This is a genomic window from Rhodococcus sp. NPDC127593, assembly GCF_042671975.1.
Classification (GTDB): domain Bacteria; phylum Actinomycetota; class Actinomycetes; order Mycobacteriales; family Mycobacteriaceae; genus Rhodococcus_F.
This window is the reverse complement of the sequence record NZ_JBHXWI010000009.1, coordinates 39,834-55,211: the sequence shown is the minus strand read 5'-3', so window position 1 is coordinate 55,211 and position 15,378 is coordinate 39,834. Positions and strand designations below refer to the sequence as shown.

General features: G+C 66.6%; 14 protein-coding genes. 7 read left to right on the top strand and 7 right to left on the bottom strand.

The genetic code is table 11. The features are described 5' to 3' along the window. Positions 1-31: 31 nt before the first annotated feature. From fadD5 to ACFVJ3_RS10125, 4 genes are all read right to left on the bottom strand, one after another. The gene (gene fadD5, locus ACFVJ3_RS10140; RefSeq protein WP_378451948.1) at positions 32-1,624 is read right to left on the bottom strand and encodes a fatty-acid--CoA ligase FadD5; all 1,593 of its coding nucleotides are present in this window, start codon (positions 1,622-1,624) and stop codon (positions 32-34) included. A 126-nt stretch (positions 1,625-1,750) separates the two neighbouring features. After that, positions 1,751-2,542: an enoyl-CoA hydratase gene (locus ACFVJ3_RS10135; protein WP_378451947.1), complete on the bottom strand. Its 792-nt coding sequence runs from the start codon at positions 2,540-2,542 to the stop codon at positions 1,751-1,753. Further along, a complete protein-coding gene (locus tag ACFVJ3_RS10130; protein ID WP_378451946.1) occupies positions 2,539-3,528 on the bottom strand; it encodes an NAD(P)H-dependent flavin oxidoreductase in 990 nt (329 codons plus the stop codon). Before ACFVJ3_RS10130 ends, ACFVJ3_RS10135 begins: the two co-directional genes overlap by 4 nt. 1 nt (position 3,529) lies before the next feature. Further along, positions 3,530-3,685, bottom strand: a complete 156-nt coding sequence (locus ACFVJ3_RS10125; RefSeq protein WP_378451945.1) for a hypothetical protein — start codon at positions 3,683-3,685, stop codon at positions 3,530-3,532. Positions 3,686-3,963: 278 nt separating this feature from the next. On the opposite strand from ACFVJ3_RS10125, the gene ACFVJ3_RS10120 reads away from it, so the two are divergent. Continuing rightward, the gene (locus tag ACFVJ3_RS10120; RefSeq protein ID WP_378451944.1) at positions 3,964-5,196 is read left to right on the top strand and encodes a TetR/AcrR family transcriptional regulator; all 1,233 of its coding nucleotides are present in this window, start codon (positions 3,964-3,966) and stop codon (positions 5,194-5,196) included. Positions 5,197-5,234: 38 nt separating this feature from the next. Here ACFVJ3_RS10120 and ACFVJ3_RS10115 read toward each other — a convergent pair whose 3' ends face one another. Both ACFVJ3_RS10115 and ACFVJ3_RS10110 read right to left on the bottom strand, forming a co-directional pair. Then, entirely contained in the window at positions 5,235-6,167 is a 933-nt protein-coding gene (locus ACFVJ3_RS10115) for an oxygenase MpaB family protein (RefSeq protein ID WP_378451943.1), read from the bottom strand. Positions 6,168-6,190: 23 nt separating this feature from the next. Next, on the bottom strand, positions 6,191-7,723 hold the full coding sequence (locus tag ACFVJ3_RS10110; protein WP_378451942.1) for an aldehyde dehydrogenase family protein: 1,533 nt from the start codon (positions 7,721-7,723) through the stop codon (positions 6,191-6,193). 158 nt (positions 7,724-7,881) lie between these two features. Here ACFVJ3_RS10110 and ACFVJ3_RS10105 point away from each other — a divergent pair, with 158 nt between their 5' ends. Both ACFVJ3_RS10105 and ACFVJ3_RS10100 read left to right on the top strand, forming a co-directional pair. Beyond that, on the top strand, positions 7,882-9,024 hold the full coding sequence (locus tag ACFVJ3_RS10105; RefSeq protein WP_378451941.1) for an acyl-CoA dehydrogenase family protein: 1,143 nt from the start codon (positions 7,882-7,884) through the stop codon (positions 9,022-9,024). Between the two features lie 47 nt (positions 9,025-9,071). Further along, complete coding sequence (locus tag ACFVJ3_RS10100) at positions 9,072-9,767, top strand: GntR family transcriptional regulator (RefSeq protein WP_378451940.1); 696 nt, start codon at positions 9,072-9,074, stop codon at positions 9,765-9,767. Between the two features lie 27 nt (positions 9,768-9,794). Here ACFVJ3_RS10100 and ACFVJ3_RS10095 read toward each other — a convergent pair whose 3' ends face one another. Then, positions 9,795-10,730 carry an esterase/lipase family protein gene (locus tag ACFVJ3_RS10095; protein WP_378451939.1) on the bottom strand — a complete coding sequence of 312 codons (936 nt, stop codon included), beginning with the start codon at positions 10,728-10,730 and terminating at the stop codon, positions 9,795-9,797. Between the two features lie 230 nt (positions 10,731-10,960). On the opposite strand from ACFVJ3_RS10095, the gene ACFVJ3_RS10090 reads away from it, so the two are divergent. The 4 genes from ACFVJ3_RS10090 to ACFVJ3_RS10075 are packed head-to-tail and all read left to right on the top strand — an operon-like array spanning position 10,961 to position 15,355. Next, the gene (locus ACFVJ3_RS10090; protein WP_378452076.1) at positions 10,961-11,398 is read left to right on the top strand and encodes a chorismate mutase family protein; all 438 of its coding nucleotides are present in this window, start codon (positions 10,961-10,963) and stop codon (positions 11,396-11,398) included. Continuing rightward, on the top strand, positions 11,398-13,470 hold the full coding sequence (pabB, locus tag ACFVJ3_RS10085) for an aminodeoxychorismate synthase component I (protein ID WP_378451938.1): 2,073 nt from the start codon (positions 11,398-11,400) through the stop codon (positions 13,468-13,470). Before ACFVJ3_RS10090 ends, pabB begins: the two co-directional genes overlap by 1 nt. After that, the gene (locus ACFVJ3_RS10080) at positions 13,467-14,399 is read left to right on the top strand and encodes a prephenate dehydrogenase/arogenate dehydrogenase family protein (RefSeq protein WP_378451937.1); all 933 of its coding nucleotides are present in this window, start codon (positions 13,467-13,469) and stop codon (positions 14,397-14,399) included. Before pabB ends, ACFVJ3_RS10080 begins: the two co-directional genes overlap by 4 nt. Further along, positions 14,396-15,355, top strand: coding sequence for a diiron oxygenase (locus ACFVJ3_RS10075; RefSeq protein WP_378451936.1), 960 nt, complete (start codon positions 14,396-14,398; stop codon positions 15,353-15,355). The genes ACFVJ3_RS10080 and ACFVJ3_RS10075 overlap by 4 nt, the downstream gene beginning before the upstream one ends. Positions 15,356-15,378 lie beyond the last annotated feature (23 nt).

Below are 15,378 nucleotides of genomic sequence, written 5' to 3'. Positions count from 1 at the left end.
GGCGACCGGCAACGAGATGTTCGAAACGGGGTCAGACGACCGCGACGCCGGTTGCGCCGTAGGCCTTTCGGAGCTCGCCTTTGACGACCTTGCCACTGGCGTTCCGGGGCAGTGCGTCGACGATCACGACGTCTTTCGGATGCTTGTATCGGGCAAGCTTGTCGTCGAGCCACGCCGCGAGTTCGTCGACGGTGAGGTCGGATCCATCGTCGTCGAGTGCGACGACGGCGACGGGCACCTCGGTCCACTTGGGATCGGGCCGGCCGACGACGGCGGCCTCCCGGATCCGCGGATGTCCGAACAGGACGTTCTCCACCTCGGCGCAGTAGATGTTCTCGCCACCGGAGATGATCATGTCTTTCTTCCTGTCGACGACGTAGACGAAACCTTCGTCGTCCTGCCGCACCAGATCTCCGGAGTGGAACCACCCACCGGCGAACGCGTCCGCCGTGGCGGCCGGATTCTGCCAGTACTCGAGCATCATCGTCGGTCCGCGGTAGACGATTTCACCGACGGTCCCGGGTGCGACGTCGTTCATGTCGTCGTCGACGACGCGCGTCTGGATCGTCGGGATCGGTTTGCCCACCGAGCCCAGCTTGCGGATCGCGTCGTCCCCGTCGAGGACGCAGGTGATGGGCGACATCTCGGTCTGCCCGAACACCGCGACGATGAGGGCCCGCGGGAACGTGTCCGCCATGGCGCGCAGCACCGTATCCGATGCGGGTGCCGCCCCCCAGCTGATGACGCGAAGGGCGAGATCGCGACCCCGGACGGTCGGGTCGGCACAGACGGCCTGCCACTGCACCGGCACGAGGAACACCGTCGTGATCCGCTCCTGCTCCCACACGTCGAGCATCTCGGTGGGGTTGAACGCCTTGAGCGGGTGAATCACCGTGGTACCGCCGAGCATCAGCATCGGGGCGACCGAACCGAGCGCGGCCACGTGGAACACGGGCGACGCGAGGAACCCGATGTCGTCACCGCTGTCGTAGCGCATCGCGCGGATACAGGTGATGGACTGTCCGACCATGTTCGAGTGCGACAGCACCGCCCCCTTCGGCGCACCCGTCGTTCCGGACGTGTAGAGAATCAGGGACGGTGTGTCCTCCGGCAGATCGACGGGTGCATGGGCCGGGCCGGCCTCCGACACGAGTTCTTCGTAACCGAGCACGTCGGCTCCGGTGTCGGCGCCGATGTTCACGACCAGGCTCAGTTCGGGAACGTCCTGACGCACCGCGGCGACCAGCGGCGCGAGCGCAGGCTCGGTGAACACTGCACGAGCCCCCGAGTCACGGGCGATGAACGCGACCTCGGGCGGGGTGAGCCGGAAGTTGACGGGGACCGCGATGGCACCGAGGGCATTGATGGCGAGCACCGCTTCGAAGAACTCGGTGCGGTTGAGGGTGAGCAGCAGAACACGGTCGCCGAAGTTCACACCGCGCCGGGACAGTGCGCCGGCCAGCGCCTCCGATCGGTCGTGCAATTCGCGCCAGGTCGTACTGTGGCCGAGAAAGCGGAACGCGGCCTGGTCGGGCTTCATCTCCGCGTGTGACGCAACCCAGTTGTTCCAGTGGTTGCGGCGGGATTGCAGTGGCTGCTCCAGCAGCTCGCTACGTGACGACATGTGGTGGTGGTCCCTTCGCTGTACTCGTGCCCGGCGCCCGTGTGCCAGTTCGGACCCGCACCGAGCTGTGACGAGTATTACAGATCTCGACGTCTATCGGAACAGTCTTGTTAACCGCAATTCGCATCAGCTCCGGAAGTTCGGAGCGCGTTTCGCGAGCATCGCGGTGACCCCTTCGACGAAGTCGGGGCCCTGCAGCAGTTCCTCCTGGCCCGCCTTCTCGCGGTCGAGTGAGGCGTCCAAAGCTGTCAGGGTCGCTGCGGTGAGTGCCCGCTTGGTGAGTTCGATGGCCCGCCTCGGACCACGAGCCAGCCGGGCCGCCACGGAATCGACGTGCGCGGCGAGTTCGTCCGGAGGGAGGACACCCGCGATCAGGCCCTCCCGCTCCGCCTCCGCGGCGGGCAGGCGCTCGCCGAGGAGAGCCATCCGGGTGGCCCGTGCCCGGCCGATGGACGCTGCGATCAGCGCGCTGGAACCGCCGTCGGGCATCAACCCGATGCTGACGAACGCGAGGAGTAGATAGGCATTCTCGGAGGCGTACGTCAGATCGGCGGCCAGAGCGATGGACGCCCCGACCCCCGCGGCCGCCCCGTTCACCTGCGCGATGACCGGAACCGGCAACTCGACGATGGCGCGAACCACCCGGTTGGCGGAGTCCATCACCACCTCTGCGGGCGCTTCCCGGCCTCCGGCCGCGGCGGCCGCCGCGAGGTCCGCTCCCGTGCTGAACGCCTTGCCCGCCCCCGCGATGACCACGACACGAACGGACGAGTCCGCGGCAGCTGCGGTGAGCACGTCGCCCAGCGCCGACATGTGTGCCAGGTCGAGGGCATTCATCCGGTCGGGCCGGTCAATCGTGATCCGGAGTATCCCGGCCTCGTTGACGACGCGCAGCCCGTCGACCGCCGGGGCGGTCACGACACCGCTCCGATACGCGAGTCGACCGTGCGCGCGAGCCGTCCGGTGATGATCGATTCCGCCTCCGCGACCATCCGGGTCACGAGTTCGCGCACGGTCGGGATGTCGTCGATCAGGCCCTGGCTCTGTCCCGCGGTCCAGATACCGGCGTCGAGATCACCCATTTCGAACACCGTGCGTCCCCGGGCTCCGGCGACGAGATGCTGGATGTCGGCGAATTCACATCCACGGGACTCGATGTCGACCACCTCGGCGCTGACCGCGTTGGTCGCGACGCGGGCGGTGTTGCGAAGGGACCGGAAGATGAGTTCGGTGTCGCGTTCGGTGTGGGCGACGATCTGTTCCTTGACGGCGTGTGCCACCGGGGATTCGACGGTGCACATGAATCGGGTGCCCATGTTCACGCCGTCGGCGCCGAGTGCGAGCGCTGCAACGAGACCGCGCGCGTCCGCGATACCGCCGGACGCGATCACGGGGACCGTGAGCTTTCCGGTGGCGGCCGGGATCAGGATCAGGCCCGCGACGTCGTCCTCACCGGGGTGGCCTGCGCATTCGAAGCCGTCGATGCTGACCGCGTCGACGCCCACCCGTTCCGCCTTCACCGCATGCCGCACGCTCGTGCATTTGTGGATCACTTTGATCCCCGCGTCCTTCAGGTGCGGGAGGTGGTCCACCGGATTGGAGCCGGCGGTCTCGACGATGCCGATTCCGGAATCGATGATCGCCTGGCGGTACTCCGCGTACGGCGGCGGGTTGATCGACGGGAGGATGGTGAGATTCACGCCGAACGGCTTGTCGGTGAGCTCCCGGGTGCGGGCGATCTCCGCGACGAGATCTTCGGGTGTCGGCTGGGTGAGCGCGGTGAGAAATCCGAGCGCCCCCGAATTCGCGACGGCCGCTACGAGTTCGGCTCGGCCGACCCACATCATGCCGCCCTGGACGATCGGGTGGTCGACACCGAACGCCTCGGTGAATTTCGTCCTCATGTCAGTTCACCCCGTCGAACGTGCCGCCTGCGGCGGCCTTGTCCAGCAGCAGTCGCGGCGGGAGGAATCGGTCGCCGGAACCGACATCGCCTCGTCCACGAGGGGTTCTGATCACGTCGAAGATCAACGTCTGCCCGCCCTGCCGGGTTGCACTCATGATCCAGCTACCTCCGATGGTTCGAAATGTGACATCCAGGAGCGCACGACCGTCGAGAGACCGCGGCCACATGCGAATTACGGTTAACTTATTGTGTGCGTTCCTGACGTGTCAATCCCCCCATGACACATCCGTAGCCAGATTCACCGGCATTTTCCAAGAATGTGGCGTGATGCTTTCTCCGCACGCGCCCCTCAGCCGACCCGGCGATGCGAAAGTCTCGGTTAAGATGATGGCCGGTTAAACTGGCAGATGACTGCCGAATACTGGAGGTAACCGTGGCTCGGACCAGCACGGCGGCCGGTGCCGCCACCGAGCGGCCGATCCGCCGTCGCCCGAAGAATCGCAAGGCTCAGATCGCGAACGTCGCGGCCGAGGCCTTCAGCGAGCGCGGCTACCACGCGGTCGGCGTCGACGAGATCGCTGCCACCATCGGAATCTCGGGTCCCGCCCTCTACCGGCACTACCCCAACAAGTACGCCCTGTTCGTGCACGCCGCCACCACGACTGCCGACGCACTGAAGGCAGCCGCGGACAGCGCACGGGGGGGCGTCGCCGACCTCGAGCCCGGAGACCGACTCGACCATCTGATCTCCGCGCTCGTCGCAATCAGCATCGAGAACCGCAAGGTCGCCGGGCTCTACCGCTGGGAGGGCCGGTACCTCGAGGCCGACGATCGCACGCGCATCCGCGACGTCTTCGTTCACGTCACCCAGTGCGTGGCAGGTCCCCTGCGGGAACTGCGCCCCGAACTCACACCCGCCGACGCGACGACGCTGGGGGCGTCGACACTGAGCGTGATGGCGAGCATCAGCGCACATCGCACGACCCTCGCGACGCGCCGACTCGACGCACTTCTGAAGTCTGCATGTGAATCGATCCTGCGCGCCACACTGCCGCCCGCCGTCCCGACCGAAGGAAGGATCGCAGGCGTAGGTGCGGTACGCGGCCTGGCGGTGACGTCCAAGCGCGAGTTGCTGATCAACGAGGCTGTGAAGATCTTCGACCGGCACGGCTACCACGACTCGAGCATCGAAGAAATCGGCGCCGCGGCCGGCATCAACGCGTCGAGCGTGTACCGCCACTTCCCCAGCAAGGCAGACCTTCTCGCGGCGGTGTTCTATCGCGCGTCCGACCGGCTGGCCGTGGCCACCTCGGCGGCGCTGTCCACCGCCACCGGCCCCGAGGATGCGCTCCGCAAACTCGCGGAGTCCTACCTGGAACTCTCGTTCGGGAACCCGGAGGTGCTGTCGGTGTACTTCGCGGAGATCGGGAACCTCCCGAAGAACGAGCGGACCAGTCTCCGCAACGTGCAGCGCCTGCACGTCGAGGAGTGGGTCCACCTGATGACCGCCGTGCGCTCCGAACTCTCGGCTCCGGAGGCACGGTTCCTGGTACACGCAGCGCTGGGGCTGGTTCTCGACATCGGCCGACTGGTCCACTTCGACACCCGCGAGGAGTCGCGTGCGCGTCTCCACACCCTGATGACGGCGGTACTGCTGGGCGACTGAGGCCGTGTCTGTGGACGAATCGCCCAGGGACACAGCCGTCATGCCGCCCGTCGACGGGCTCCGCGGTGATTGTCGTTGTCCGCTCCCAGATCACGGGGACGGTAGCCCTTCGGATATCCGGGGTAGCTCCGGTTGCGCCGATCCCGTGCAGCCTTGGACTCCCTGCGGGGCGGCAGGAAGCGCACGAACCTCGCACGGATCCCCAGCGCACGGCGGGACGCGTTCTGCAGCCAGGTCGGGGCGGCGGGAAACCCGAACGCCGACAGCATCATCGGGTCGAGGAGGGCGAAGACCCCCTGCGCGACGAGCGGCCGCAGTGGCGCCGGAAACCAGGAACAGAACAGCTTCAGCGTGTAGGTGCCGACGCGATGATTGTCGTCGGTGTACCGGAAATGCCTCCGCTCGTAGTCGACCTTGAACCGGTAGAAGTCCTCGAAGCTTTCGGGAATGTTCTTGATTCCCATTCGGATTCCCACCTGACGGTAGAAGTGGAAACACGCGAGACGCTCGTTCGGGGTCAGCCGCCGCCACCCGAAGCGGTCGATCCAGTCGATCGGCTCGTAGATGAAGGTGGTCAGAACGTACAGCATGTCGTCGTTGTCGATGTCGTACTTGCCGTGCATGCGGTTCACGACGCGCAGCGATTCGACGCCGCGCTCGGAGTCGTAGCCGTGTTCGACGAGTTCGGCCATCAGCAGTGCGGTGTCGTCGTACCGTTTCTGCGGCCGTTTCTCGAACTCACCGGTGCGCTGCAGCAGTTCCGAAATGGTGGGGACGCAGTACGTCCGGAACAGCGCGAACTCGAGGGACCGCTGGTAGTCCCATGGAAACTCGTAGCCGGCCGTGATCCTATGGATCTCCTGGTGATCCCGGACCGGGTCGAGTTCCTCGATGCGCCGCTGCCAGCCGTGCCTGCCCCGCGAAACCCCGCCCGGCGCGCCGGTGTCGGCGCGCTTGGTCTTCATCAGCATGTGGATACCCTCCTGCCGTGTGATCAGCGTCCGTGCCGGTTCTTCAACATCCAGGCCGAGATCTTCATGTCCCGCGACTTGCGCTGCATGGTGAGCAGGTTCAGCGGAGCCGCGAACTTCTGCCGGGCGATGGATTTGACCCGGCTGAATTCACGCAGACCGTCCGCGCCGTGGATGCGGCCGAAGCCCGAATCTCCGACCCCGCCGAACGGCAGTGCCGCCACGCCGGCGAACCCGAGCACCGAACCGATCGTCACGACACCGACCCTGAGCTTCCCCGCAGCCTGCATCGCCTTCGTCGCATCCTTGGTGAAGATGGACGCGCCGAGCCCGAACGAGGTGCCGTTGGCCTTCGTGACCGCTTCGTCGAGGCTGGCGACCTTGTTGATGACGACTGTGGGGCCGAACGTCTCCTCGCGGATCGCGGTGCTGTCCTCGGGAACGCCGGTCAGCACGATCGGCCCGACGTAGCCGTCCTTGATGGAGTCCAATCCGCCGACCACCGCGGAGCCGCCCTTGTCGAGCGCGTCCTGGACGTGGCCGCGGACGACGTCGGACTGGCTGGTCAGCGTCATCGGACCGTAGGCGGCGTCCCCAGGGCCGGGGCGCAGGACCTTCGACTTCTCGGCGACCAGCCGGACGAACTCGTCGTAGACCGAGTCGACGACGTAGATGCGCTCGACGCCGGCGCACGTCTGTCCGGCGTTGCCCATCGCGCCGAACACCGCGAAGCCGGCCGCCTCGTCGAGGTTCGCGTCGGCGTCGACGAGCATGGCGTCCTTGCCGCCCGCCTCGACGACGAGGGGGGTCAGCGTTTCGGCGCACGCGGCCATGACGCGCTTGCCGGTGGCGGCAGATCCGGTGAAGGCGATCTTGTCGACCCCGGCCGAGACGAGGGCCGCGCCGGTCGACCCGTCTCCGGTGACCACCTGCAGCACGGGTTGGTTGGGGACGAGCGCCTTCCACTTGTCGGCGAGCCACACCGCGACCCCGGGGGTCAGCTCGCTGGGTTTGAAGACGACGGTGTTGCCCGCCGCCAGCGCATAGGAGATCGACCCCATCGGGGTGTACACGGGGTAGTTCCACGGCCCGATGACACCGACCACACCCATCGGCTCGTATCCGACGCTGCTGGCCTGGTTCGCACTGACCAGTCCCGACGGCACCTTCCGCCGCTTCAGGACCTTGCCCGCGTTCTTCGCGGCCCAGTCGAGATGTTCGATGGCGAGCATCACTTCGAGGAGCGCGTCGTCGTACGGCTTGCCGGTTTCGGCGGCGACGAGCGCGGCGAGCTGCTCGCCGTCCCGGGCCATCGACTTCTTCCAGTCGAGGAGCCATTGCTTGCGGCCGTCGAACCCGAGAGCGTTCCACCACTGCGCGGCCGCGCGGGCCGCATCGACGGCGTCGCGCACCTCCTGCTCCTCCTGGATCGGGTACTCGGCCAGGACGTTGCCGTTGCGCGGGTCCAGGGACGCGAACGTCTTCGGCGCCTGCTCAGTCCGGGCTGCGGACTGCTCGCCGGCCGTCGTCTCGGTCGTCTCCGCCTGCTGTGGCATGGTCGATGTCCTCCCTCGAGATCACATCAAATATATGTGATGTGATGTAATGTAGTGGACATCACAGTATGCGGCTGACCCGATCGCGGCAAGCCCCACACAGTCACCTCCGGCCGACCGATTCGCCGGCCGAATCAACCATGAGGAGTCCCCCGGACATGAGCGTCGAATTCACCAGTGAACAGAAGGACTTCGCGGCGGCGATCGCCGATTTCTGCAAGCGCGAGAGCGGCACCCGCGAGCAGCGCGACAGGCTGACGAATCACGGCGAGCACAACCACAATCAGGACCTCTACGAGAAGATGGCGAAGCTGGGCTGGCTGGGCATCACCATTCCCGAGGAGTACGACGGCTCGGCCGCCAGCCACGTCGACATGTGCATCCTGCTCGAGGAGGCCGCCAAGGGGATGGCACCCATCGGCGGCATCGGTCCCACCCTGATCACGGGCGGCGCCTACGCGAAGTTCGGAACCGACGCCCAGAAGGACGTCGTGCTGCGCGGCATCGTGGCAGGCCGGTCACAGTCAATCTCGATGTCCGAGCCGGAAGCCGGTTCCGACGTCGGCAACCTCAGCACCCGCGCGGAGAAGACCGCCGACGGCTGGGTGATCAACGGCCAGAAGACGTGGTGCTCCAACGCGCACTTCGCCGACAACATCCTGCTCGTGGCCCGCACCGGGCGCGGCGACGGCAAGCACGAAGGCCTCACGATGTTCCACGTCCCGGCGGATACCGCCGGGCTGAAGATCAGCGGCATCGACACGATGGGTGGCAAGGAGGTCAACGATCTCTACTTCACCGATTGCGTCCTGCCCGAGGACGCGGTGGTGGGCGAGGTCGGCAACGGCTGGCGCCAGCTGATGACCGGCCTGAACTTCGAACGCCTGATCCTCGCCGCCATGATGCTCGGCACCGCGCAGCGTGCGTTCGCCGACACCCTCGACTTCGTCACCCAGCGCAAGCAGTTCGGGCGCCCCGTCGGATCGTTCCAGGCGCTGCGCCACCGCATCGCCGATCTCGCGACAGAGATCGAGTGCTGCAAGCTGCTCGTCTACAGCGTCGCCAAGGACGTCGACGCGAACCCGGACAAGATACTGGCCCGCGAGGCGTCGATGGCCAAACTGAAGGTCACGGAGACGGCAAAGAAGGTCGCGCTCGAGGGCATGCAAATGATGGGCGGGTACGGCTACGCCACCGAGTTCGACATGGAGAAGCACGTCCGCTCCACCATCGTCTCGAGCATCTACGGCGGTACCAACGAGATTCAGCGCGACATCATCGGCAAGACCTACGGCTTGTAATCACCCCCTGCGGTTTATGCTGGTTTGCCGCATCGAAGGAGTTCTCCATGGCATCGCCCTCCGTGTCACGATCCCCAGCGGGCCGCACCCTGCGCCGCCGACCCCAGTTGTCGGACGACGTCGCCGTGCACGTCCGCAACCTGATCATGTCCGGGGGCGTTCGCCCGGGTGACTTCATCCGGCTCGACGAGACCGCGGCGGACCTGGGGGTCAGCGTCACACCCGTCCGTGAGGCGCTCCTGACCCTGCGCGGCGAGGGACTCGTCGAACTGGTTCCCCACCGCGGGTACGTGGTCGCACCGCTCAGCCGGGACGACATCCACGACCTCTTCTGGCTGCAGGGGCAGATCGCCGAGGAACTCGCGGTCCGTGCGAGTCGGTCGGCCACCCCGGAGGCCGTGGAGGAGCTGACCGCGATCAACGAGAAGCTGCGACGCGCCGTCGAGGACGGCGACGCCGACCGCATCGAAGATCTCGAGTTCTCGTTCCACCGGGTCATCAACCGGCTGGCCGACGCGAGCAAACTGTCGTGGTTCCTGCTCAGCGCCACCCGGTACACCCCGGTGCAGTTCTATTCGTCCGATCCGGCGTGGGGCGAGTCAGCGGTCGAGAGCCATCGCCGTCTCGTCGCCGCCCTCGCCGACGGGAAGGCCGACGTGGTAGGTGCGGAGAACAAGGCCCACTTCATCGACGGCGCCCAGCGACTGGTCGCGCATCTCGACGAGGTCGGCATCTGGGACTGACCCGCACCACCGATCCCCGGCGCCCGGTCAGCACGGTGCGGGGTTGCGCGCTCCGTAGGTGGGGTCCAGCGCCCGCTGGATGATGTACACGGCGCGCGGATCGGTGGTCAGCTGGTTGTGTTCGGCCGTGTTCGCGTCGCAGCCGTCCTGGAGCCAGATGTTGTGCACGACGGCCCCCGGACCGGCCGTCAGGAACGTGTTCTCCGGCGGGGTCGACACGGTGTCGCTGCGACTGGCGACCACCGTGTACTCGATGCCCGGGTCGGTGTCGCCGCCCGCGTTGAGGAGCTGCAGGAAGGGCGAGCCCACCATCTGCTGGATGTAGGACGGTCCGACCGCGACACCGGCGAGCGTCATGACCGGCACACCCAGTGCCTGCGCGACCGCACCGAGCGACTGGACGTCCCCGAAGCTGGTGCCGTGGTTGGTGGCACCGAGCGTGACGAGCGAATGCACCTTGTTCAGCGCGGGGTTCGTGCGGTCGGCGCCGCCGTCGAACCGCAGGTACTGGCGGGACACCGTGCCACCGAGCGAATGCCCGATCATGTCGACCTGCGAAGCGCCGGTGGTGGTGCGGACCTGGTCGACGAATCCGGCGAGCTGCTGAGCAGACTCCGCGATGTCGGCGCCGCCGAACATGCGCATCATGTTGCCCTCGGTCAGACCGGCGACCTGTCCGTAGTTGAGGGCGAAGACGCAGTAGCCCTCCGCGGTGAGCGCCGGAGCGAGGTCCTTCCACGTTCCCAACATGCCGGTCCAGGTGCCGTGCACCAGCACGACGGGACGCGGATGTGCCGCGGTTGGCCTACAGCTCCAGTCGTTCGCCCCGGGAAGCACTGACGAATCGACCACGGGCGCGGGTTCCGCTTCCACGGGATCCGCTGCCGCTGGTGCCGCAGCGCACAGCATCACGATGCCTGCCAGTACGAACAACAGAGCCCTACCGGCCGACGATATACGCATATTCCTCGTATCCTGAGTTAGCGGAAATAGACTTCAGGTTACGTTAGCCAACCGTCCATCAAAGTCTCAACCTGAGATCGAGACTCCGGGGGTGATAACCCACCTGGTTCGTATTCGGCCGATCGAACACAGCCCTCCCGGCCATCCGGAAGGCTCATGGAAACGAACCACCAACGACACACGATAGTCGGGATGAGAAAGCTACTGCCGATCGAGTGAGTGGGGCGACTATGTACTTCTCCGTAGGACAGCGGAACGGCGACGATTCCGGAGAGCATTCTGACGCCTCGGCGCAGCAGGCACTCGAGGGGCTGCGCGCAGAACTCGACGCAGTAGACGCGACCTTGCTCGAAGCAGTCCGGCAGCGCTTGGAAGTGTGCCTGCGCATCGGCGAACTGAAGCGACGCGAGCACATCGCCATGATGCAGCCCGGCCGGATCCACATCGTCCACGAGCGGGCGCGACAGTACGCGGACAGCCACTCACTGTCCCCGGAGTTCTTCGATGCGCTCTACGACCTTCTCATCGCCGAGACCTGCAGACTCGAGGACCTCGTGATCAACACGGAGCCCGCAGACGAGGGCCCCCACCACAACGGACACCACGACCACCGTGACAACCACCACGTTCGTCACAGTTCCGTGCCCTCTGCGAATGTCGAGTCGTGATGAGTACCCGGACGCTCTTGGTCGACAACTACGATTCCTTCACCTACAACTTGTTCACCCTGCTGGCCGAGGTGAACGGTGAACCCCCCACGGTCGTGCACAACGATGTGGAGTGGGATTCGATCCCCTGGTCCGACTTCGACAACATCGTCATCTCCCCCGGCCCCGGACGCCCGGAGCGGCAACGAGACTTCGGGATCAGTGCACGCATCATCACGGAGACCGAACTCCCCGTCCTCGGTGTGTGCCTCGGTCATCAGGGACTGTGCCAGCTGTTCGGGGGCAGTGTGGTTCTCGCCCCCGAACCGATGCACGGTCGCGTGTCCCTCGTCGAACACGACGGATCCGAACTGTTCGCCGGCATTCCGTCACCGTTCCCGACGGTCCGCTATCACTCGCTGATCGTCGAGGACCTCCCCGAGGACCTCGAGACCACCGCCTGGACCGCCGACGGCCTGCTGATGGGCGTCCGCCACCGCACCCGCCCGCTGTGGGGCGTCCAGTTCCACCCCGAATCGATCAGCACCGCGTTCGGTCACGAACTGCTCGCGAACTTTCGCGACCTCACCCAGACGCATTCCGGGACACCCACGCACGGTTCCATGCTCAGAATCCCGATTCCCCACGCGCCGTATGTGGTCCAGCAGGTGCGCGTCGACCACGAAGTCGATCCCCGCACCACATTCGAGGACCTCTTCGCGTCCGGGCCCAACGCGTTCTGGCTGGACGGGACGTCGGCATCGGAACCGACTTCGCGATTCACCATCATGGGTAATTGTTCCGGCCCTCGCGCCGAGTACATCACGTACGACGTCAGCGAATCGATCGTCCGAATCACGCGCGAGGGGTTGCCGGTCGAACAGGTGCACGCACCGTTCTTCGACTACCTCGAGCGGCAACTGCAGGCCCGGTCGGTGCCCGGCCTCCCGGGTGTGCCGTTCGGCCTCGGCTATGTGGGGTACCTCGGCTATGAACTGAAGGCCGAGACCGGCGGCACGGCGACCCACAAGTCGCCCACCCCCGACGCCGCGCTGGTGTTCGCCGACCGCGCCGTCGTCATCGACCATTCGGGCGAGCGCACCTACGCGCTGTGCCTGAGCGATCACCAGGACGATCCCGAGTTGCGCCGCTGGCTCGACGAGATGGAGGTGGCGCTGCATCGGCTGGCCGAGCCGGACAACGCGCCGTCCGCGGTGTCGCCGATCCGGAAGCCGGAGTCCGCCGAACTCGCCCTGCGCCACGAGCACGACAAATACCTGGAACACATCGCGACCTCGCTCGGAGAGATCCGGACCGGCGAGTCCTACGAGGTGTGCCTGACCAACATGGCGACGGTGGACCAGTCGATCGATCCCCTGCACACGTTCGAGTTGCTGCGCTCCATCAGCCCCACCCCGTACAGCGCGTACCTCCAGTTCGCCGGACTGTCGGTTCTCAGCGCCTCACCCGAACGGTTCCTCAGGATCGGTGCGGACCGGGTGGTGGAGTCCAAACCCATCAAGGGGACGCGCCCGCGCGGCGCCACCCCGGCCAAGGATGCGGCGCTGCGGCAGGACCTGCTCGACAGCGAGAAGGACCGCGCGGAGAACCTCATGATCGTCGATCTGACGCGCAACGATCTGGCCCGGGTGTGCGTCCCCGGATCGGTACACGTTCCCAAACTCTTCGACGTCGAGACGTACGCGGCCGTGCATCAACTCGTGTCGACCGTGCGCGGGACCCTCAGCGCCGATGCCTCCGTCGTCGAGTGTGTTCGTGCCGCCTTCCCGGGCGGATCGATGACGGGCGCGCCGAAGATCCGGACCATGGAGATCATCGACCGGCTCGAGTCCGGGCCGCGCGGTGTGTATTCCGGTTCCATCGGCTACTTCTCTCTGACGGGGACGGCCGACCTGTCGATCGTCATCCGCACGATCGTCGCCACGGACACCGAGGTGACGTTCGGTATCGGTGGTGCGATCACGGCACTCTCCGACCCGGAGGAGGAGTTCGACGAGGCGATGGTCAAGGCCGCCACCATGTTGCGGGCCCTGACCGTGACGGCAGACCGGCCGAACGAGATCGGGCCGTGAACGTCCCGGCCGCATCCGCCCGGACCGTCGCGCTGATCGGCGGTTCCGGCGATGTCGGCCGGATGCTGGCGGCTCGGCTGCGTGCCGACGGAAACACGGTGCGCACCATCGACATCCGATTCACCGACCGGTCCGACGCGGATCAGGTGAAGGGCGACGTCACCGACCCGTCCCCCGAGCTGCGGGCGGTGGTGAACGCTGCCGATGCGGTGATCCTGGCGATCCCCGAAAGCATCGCGCTGGCGGCGATTCCGTTCGTCGTCGCCGAGTTGCCCGAACACGCCCTGCTGGTCGACACGCTGTCCGTGAAGTCCCGATTCGACGCCGCCCTGCGTGACAGTGCGCTGCGCAACGGCGCGGTGGGCATCAACCCGATGTTCGCGCCTTCCCTCGGACCGGAGGGCCGCCCCGTCGCGGCGGTGACCTACCGACACAGCCGTGAGGTCGAGTGGTTCTTGTCGGTGCTGTCCGGCTGGGGGTCGCCGGTGGTCCGCCTGGACGCCGAACACCACGACCGGCTCACGGCAGCGACCCAGGCACTGACACACGCCGGCGTCCTCGCCTTCGGCCTCGCGCTCGCCGAACTCGGTGTCGACGGCGCCGAACTCACCGCGGTGGGGGCCCCTCCCCATCTCGTGTCGCTCGCGCTCCTCGCGCGGGTCGGCGGCGGCGTCCCGGAGGTCTACCGGGACATCCAGGCGGGAAATCCCTTCGCGGGCGAGGCCCGCCGCGCGCTCGCCGCGGCGCTGACCACTCTCACGGAAACCGTCGAGCAGGGCTCGGAGGAGGATTTCGCCTCACTCATGTCCCGCTCGACATCGGCTCTCGGCGACCGGAGCGAACCCCTCGCCCGGCTGTGTGCCGACCTCTTCACCGACCTCGTTCACAGACAGCCGCAGTCGTGGGACAGGAACGGAGATTCGTCATGACGACCCAGAAGACTCCCTCGCTCCCGGAGTACGACCCGGCGGATCCGGTGGAGAGCGCCGTGGTGACCCGGCTCGCCCGGAACTGGGGACAGCGGGCCACCGTGAAGAAGCCGGAACCGGACCTCGACGCGCTGTTCGACCTCGACAAGCAGGACTACCCGAACGAGTTGCTGCCCTTCGCCGATCACGATCGGTTCCTCTGCATGCACGAGGAGCAGCGGAACCGGCTCCGGGCGTGGGCCTGGATCGCCTTCAACAAGAACGTCATGGACATCGAGCAGTACGTCGTCAATCCCGGGTTCGACCTCGTCGCGCACGACGCCCTGGACACCGGACTGGGAGACACGTTCGCCGTGGCTGTCCACCAGGCGATGGTCGACGAGCAGTACCACACCCTCATGCACCTGAACGCGAGCGCGGTCACGCGCAGGCAACGCGGTTGGGCGATGCCGAACAACGCCCTGCCCGACGTCCTGACGTTGCGCCGTCAACGTGCGGCGACTGCCGATGCCGCCGACCCGAGGAAGCGGGCGATCACGACGTTCGCCTTCATGACGGTGGCCGAGATCTCGATCAGCTCCTACCTCGACCTGATTTCCGAGAACGACGTCATCCAGCCGGTCAACCGGGCGACGGTACGTCTCCACAACCGCGACGAGTACTGTCACGCCTCGATCGCCGACGACATCGCCGGCGTCGTCTACGACACCCTGAGCCCCGACGACCGCCGCCATTTCCTGGACGGGCTCGTCGACGCGATGACCGCATTCAGCAGCAACGACTACTCGACGTGGCACACCATTGTCGGACTCATGGACTTGGGCGGCGGTCAGGCGATGATCGACGACGCCGAACACGACACCCGCCGATCCGCACTGGTCCAGGATTTCGGTGGCATCCACAAACTGTGCAAGCACCTCGGCGTCGCAGGCGAGATGTCCTTCGACTGGACCTGACTCCGCGGCGACGGGGCCACGTG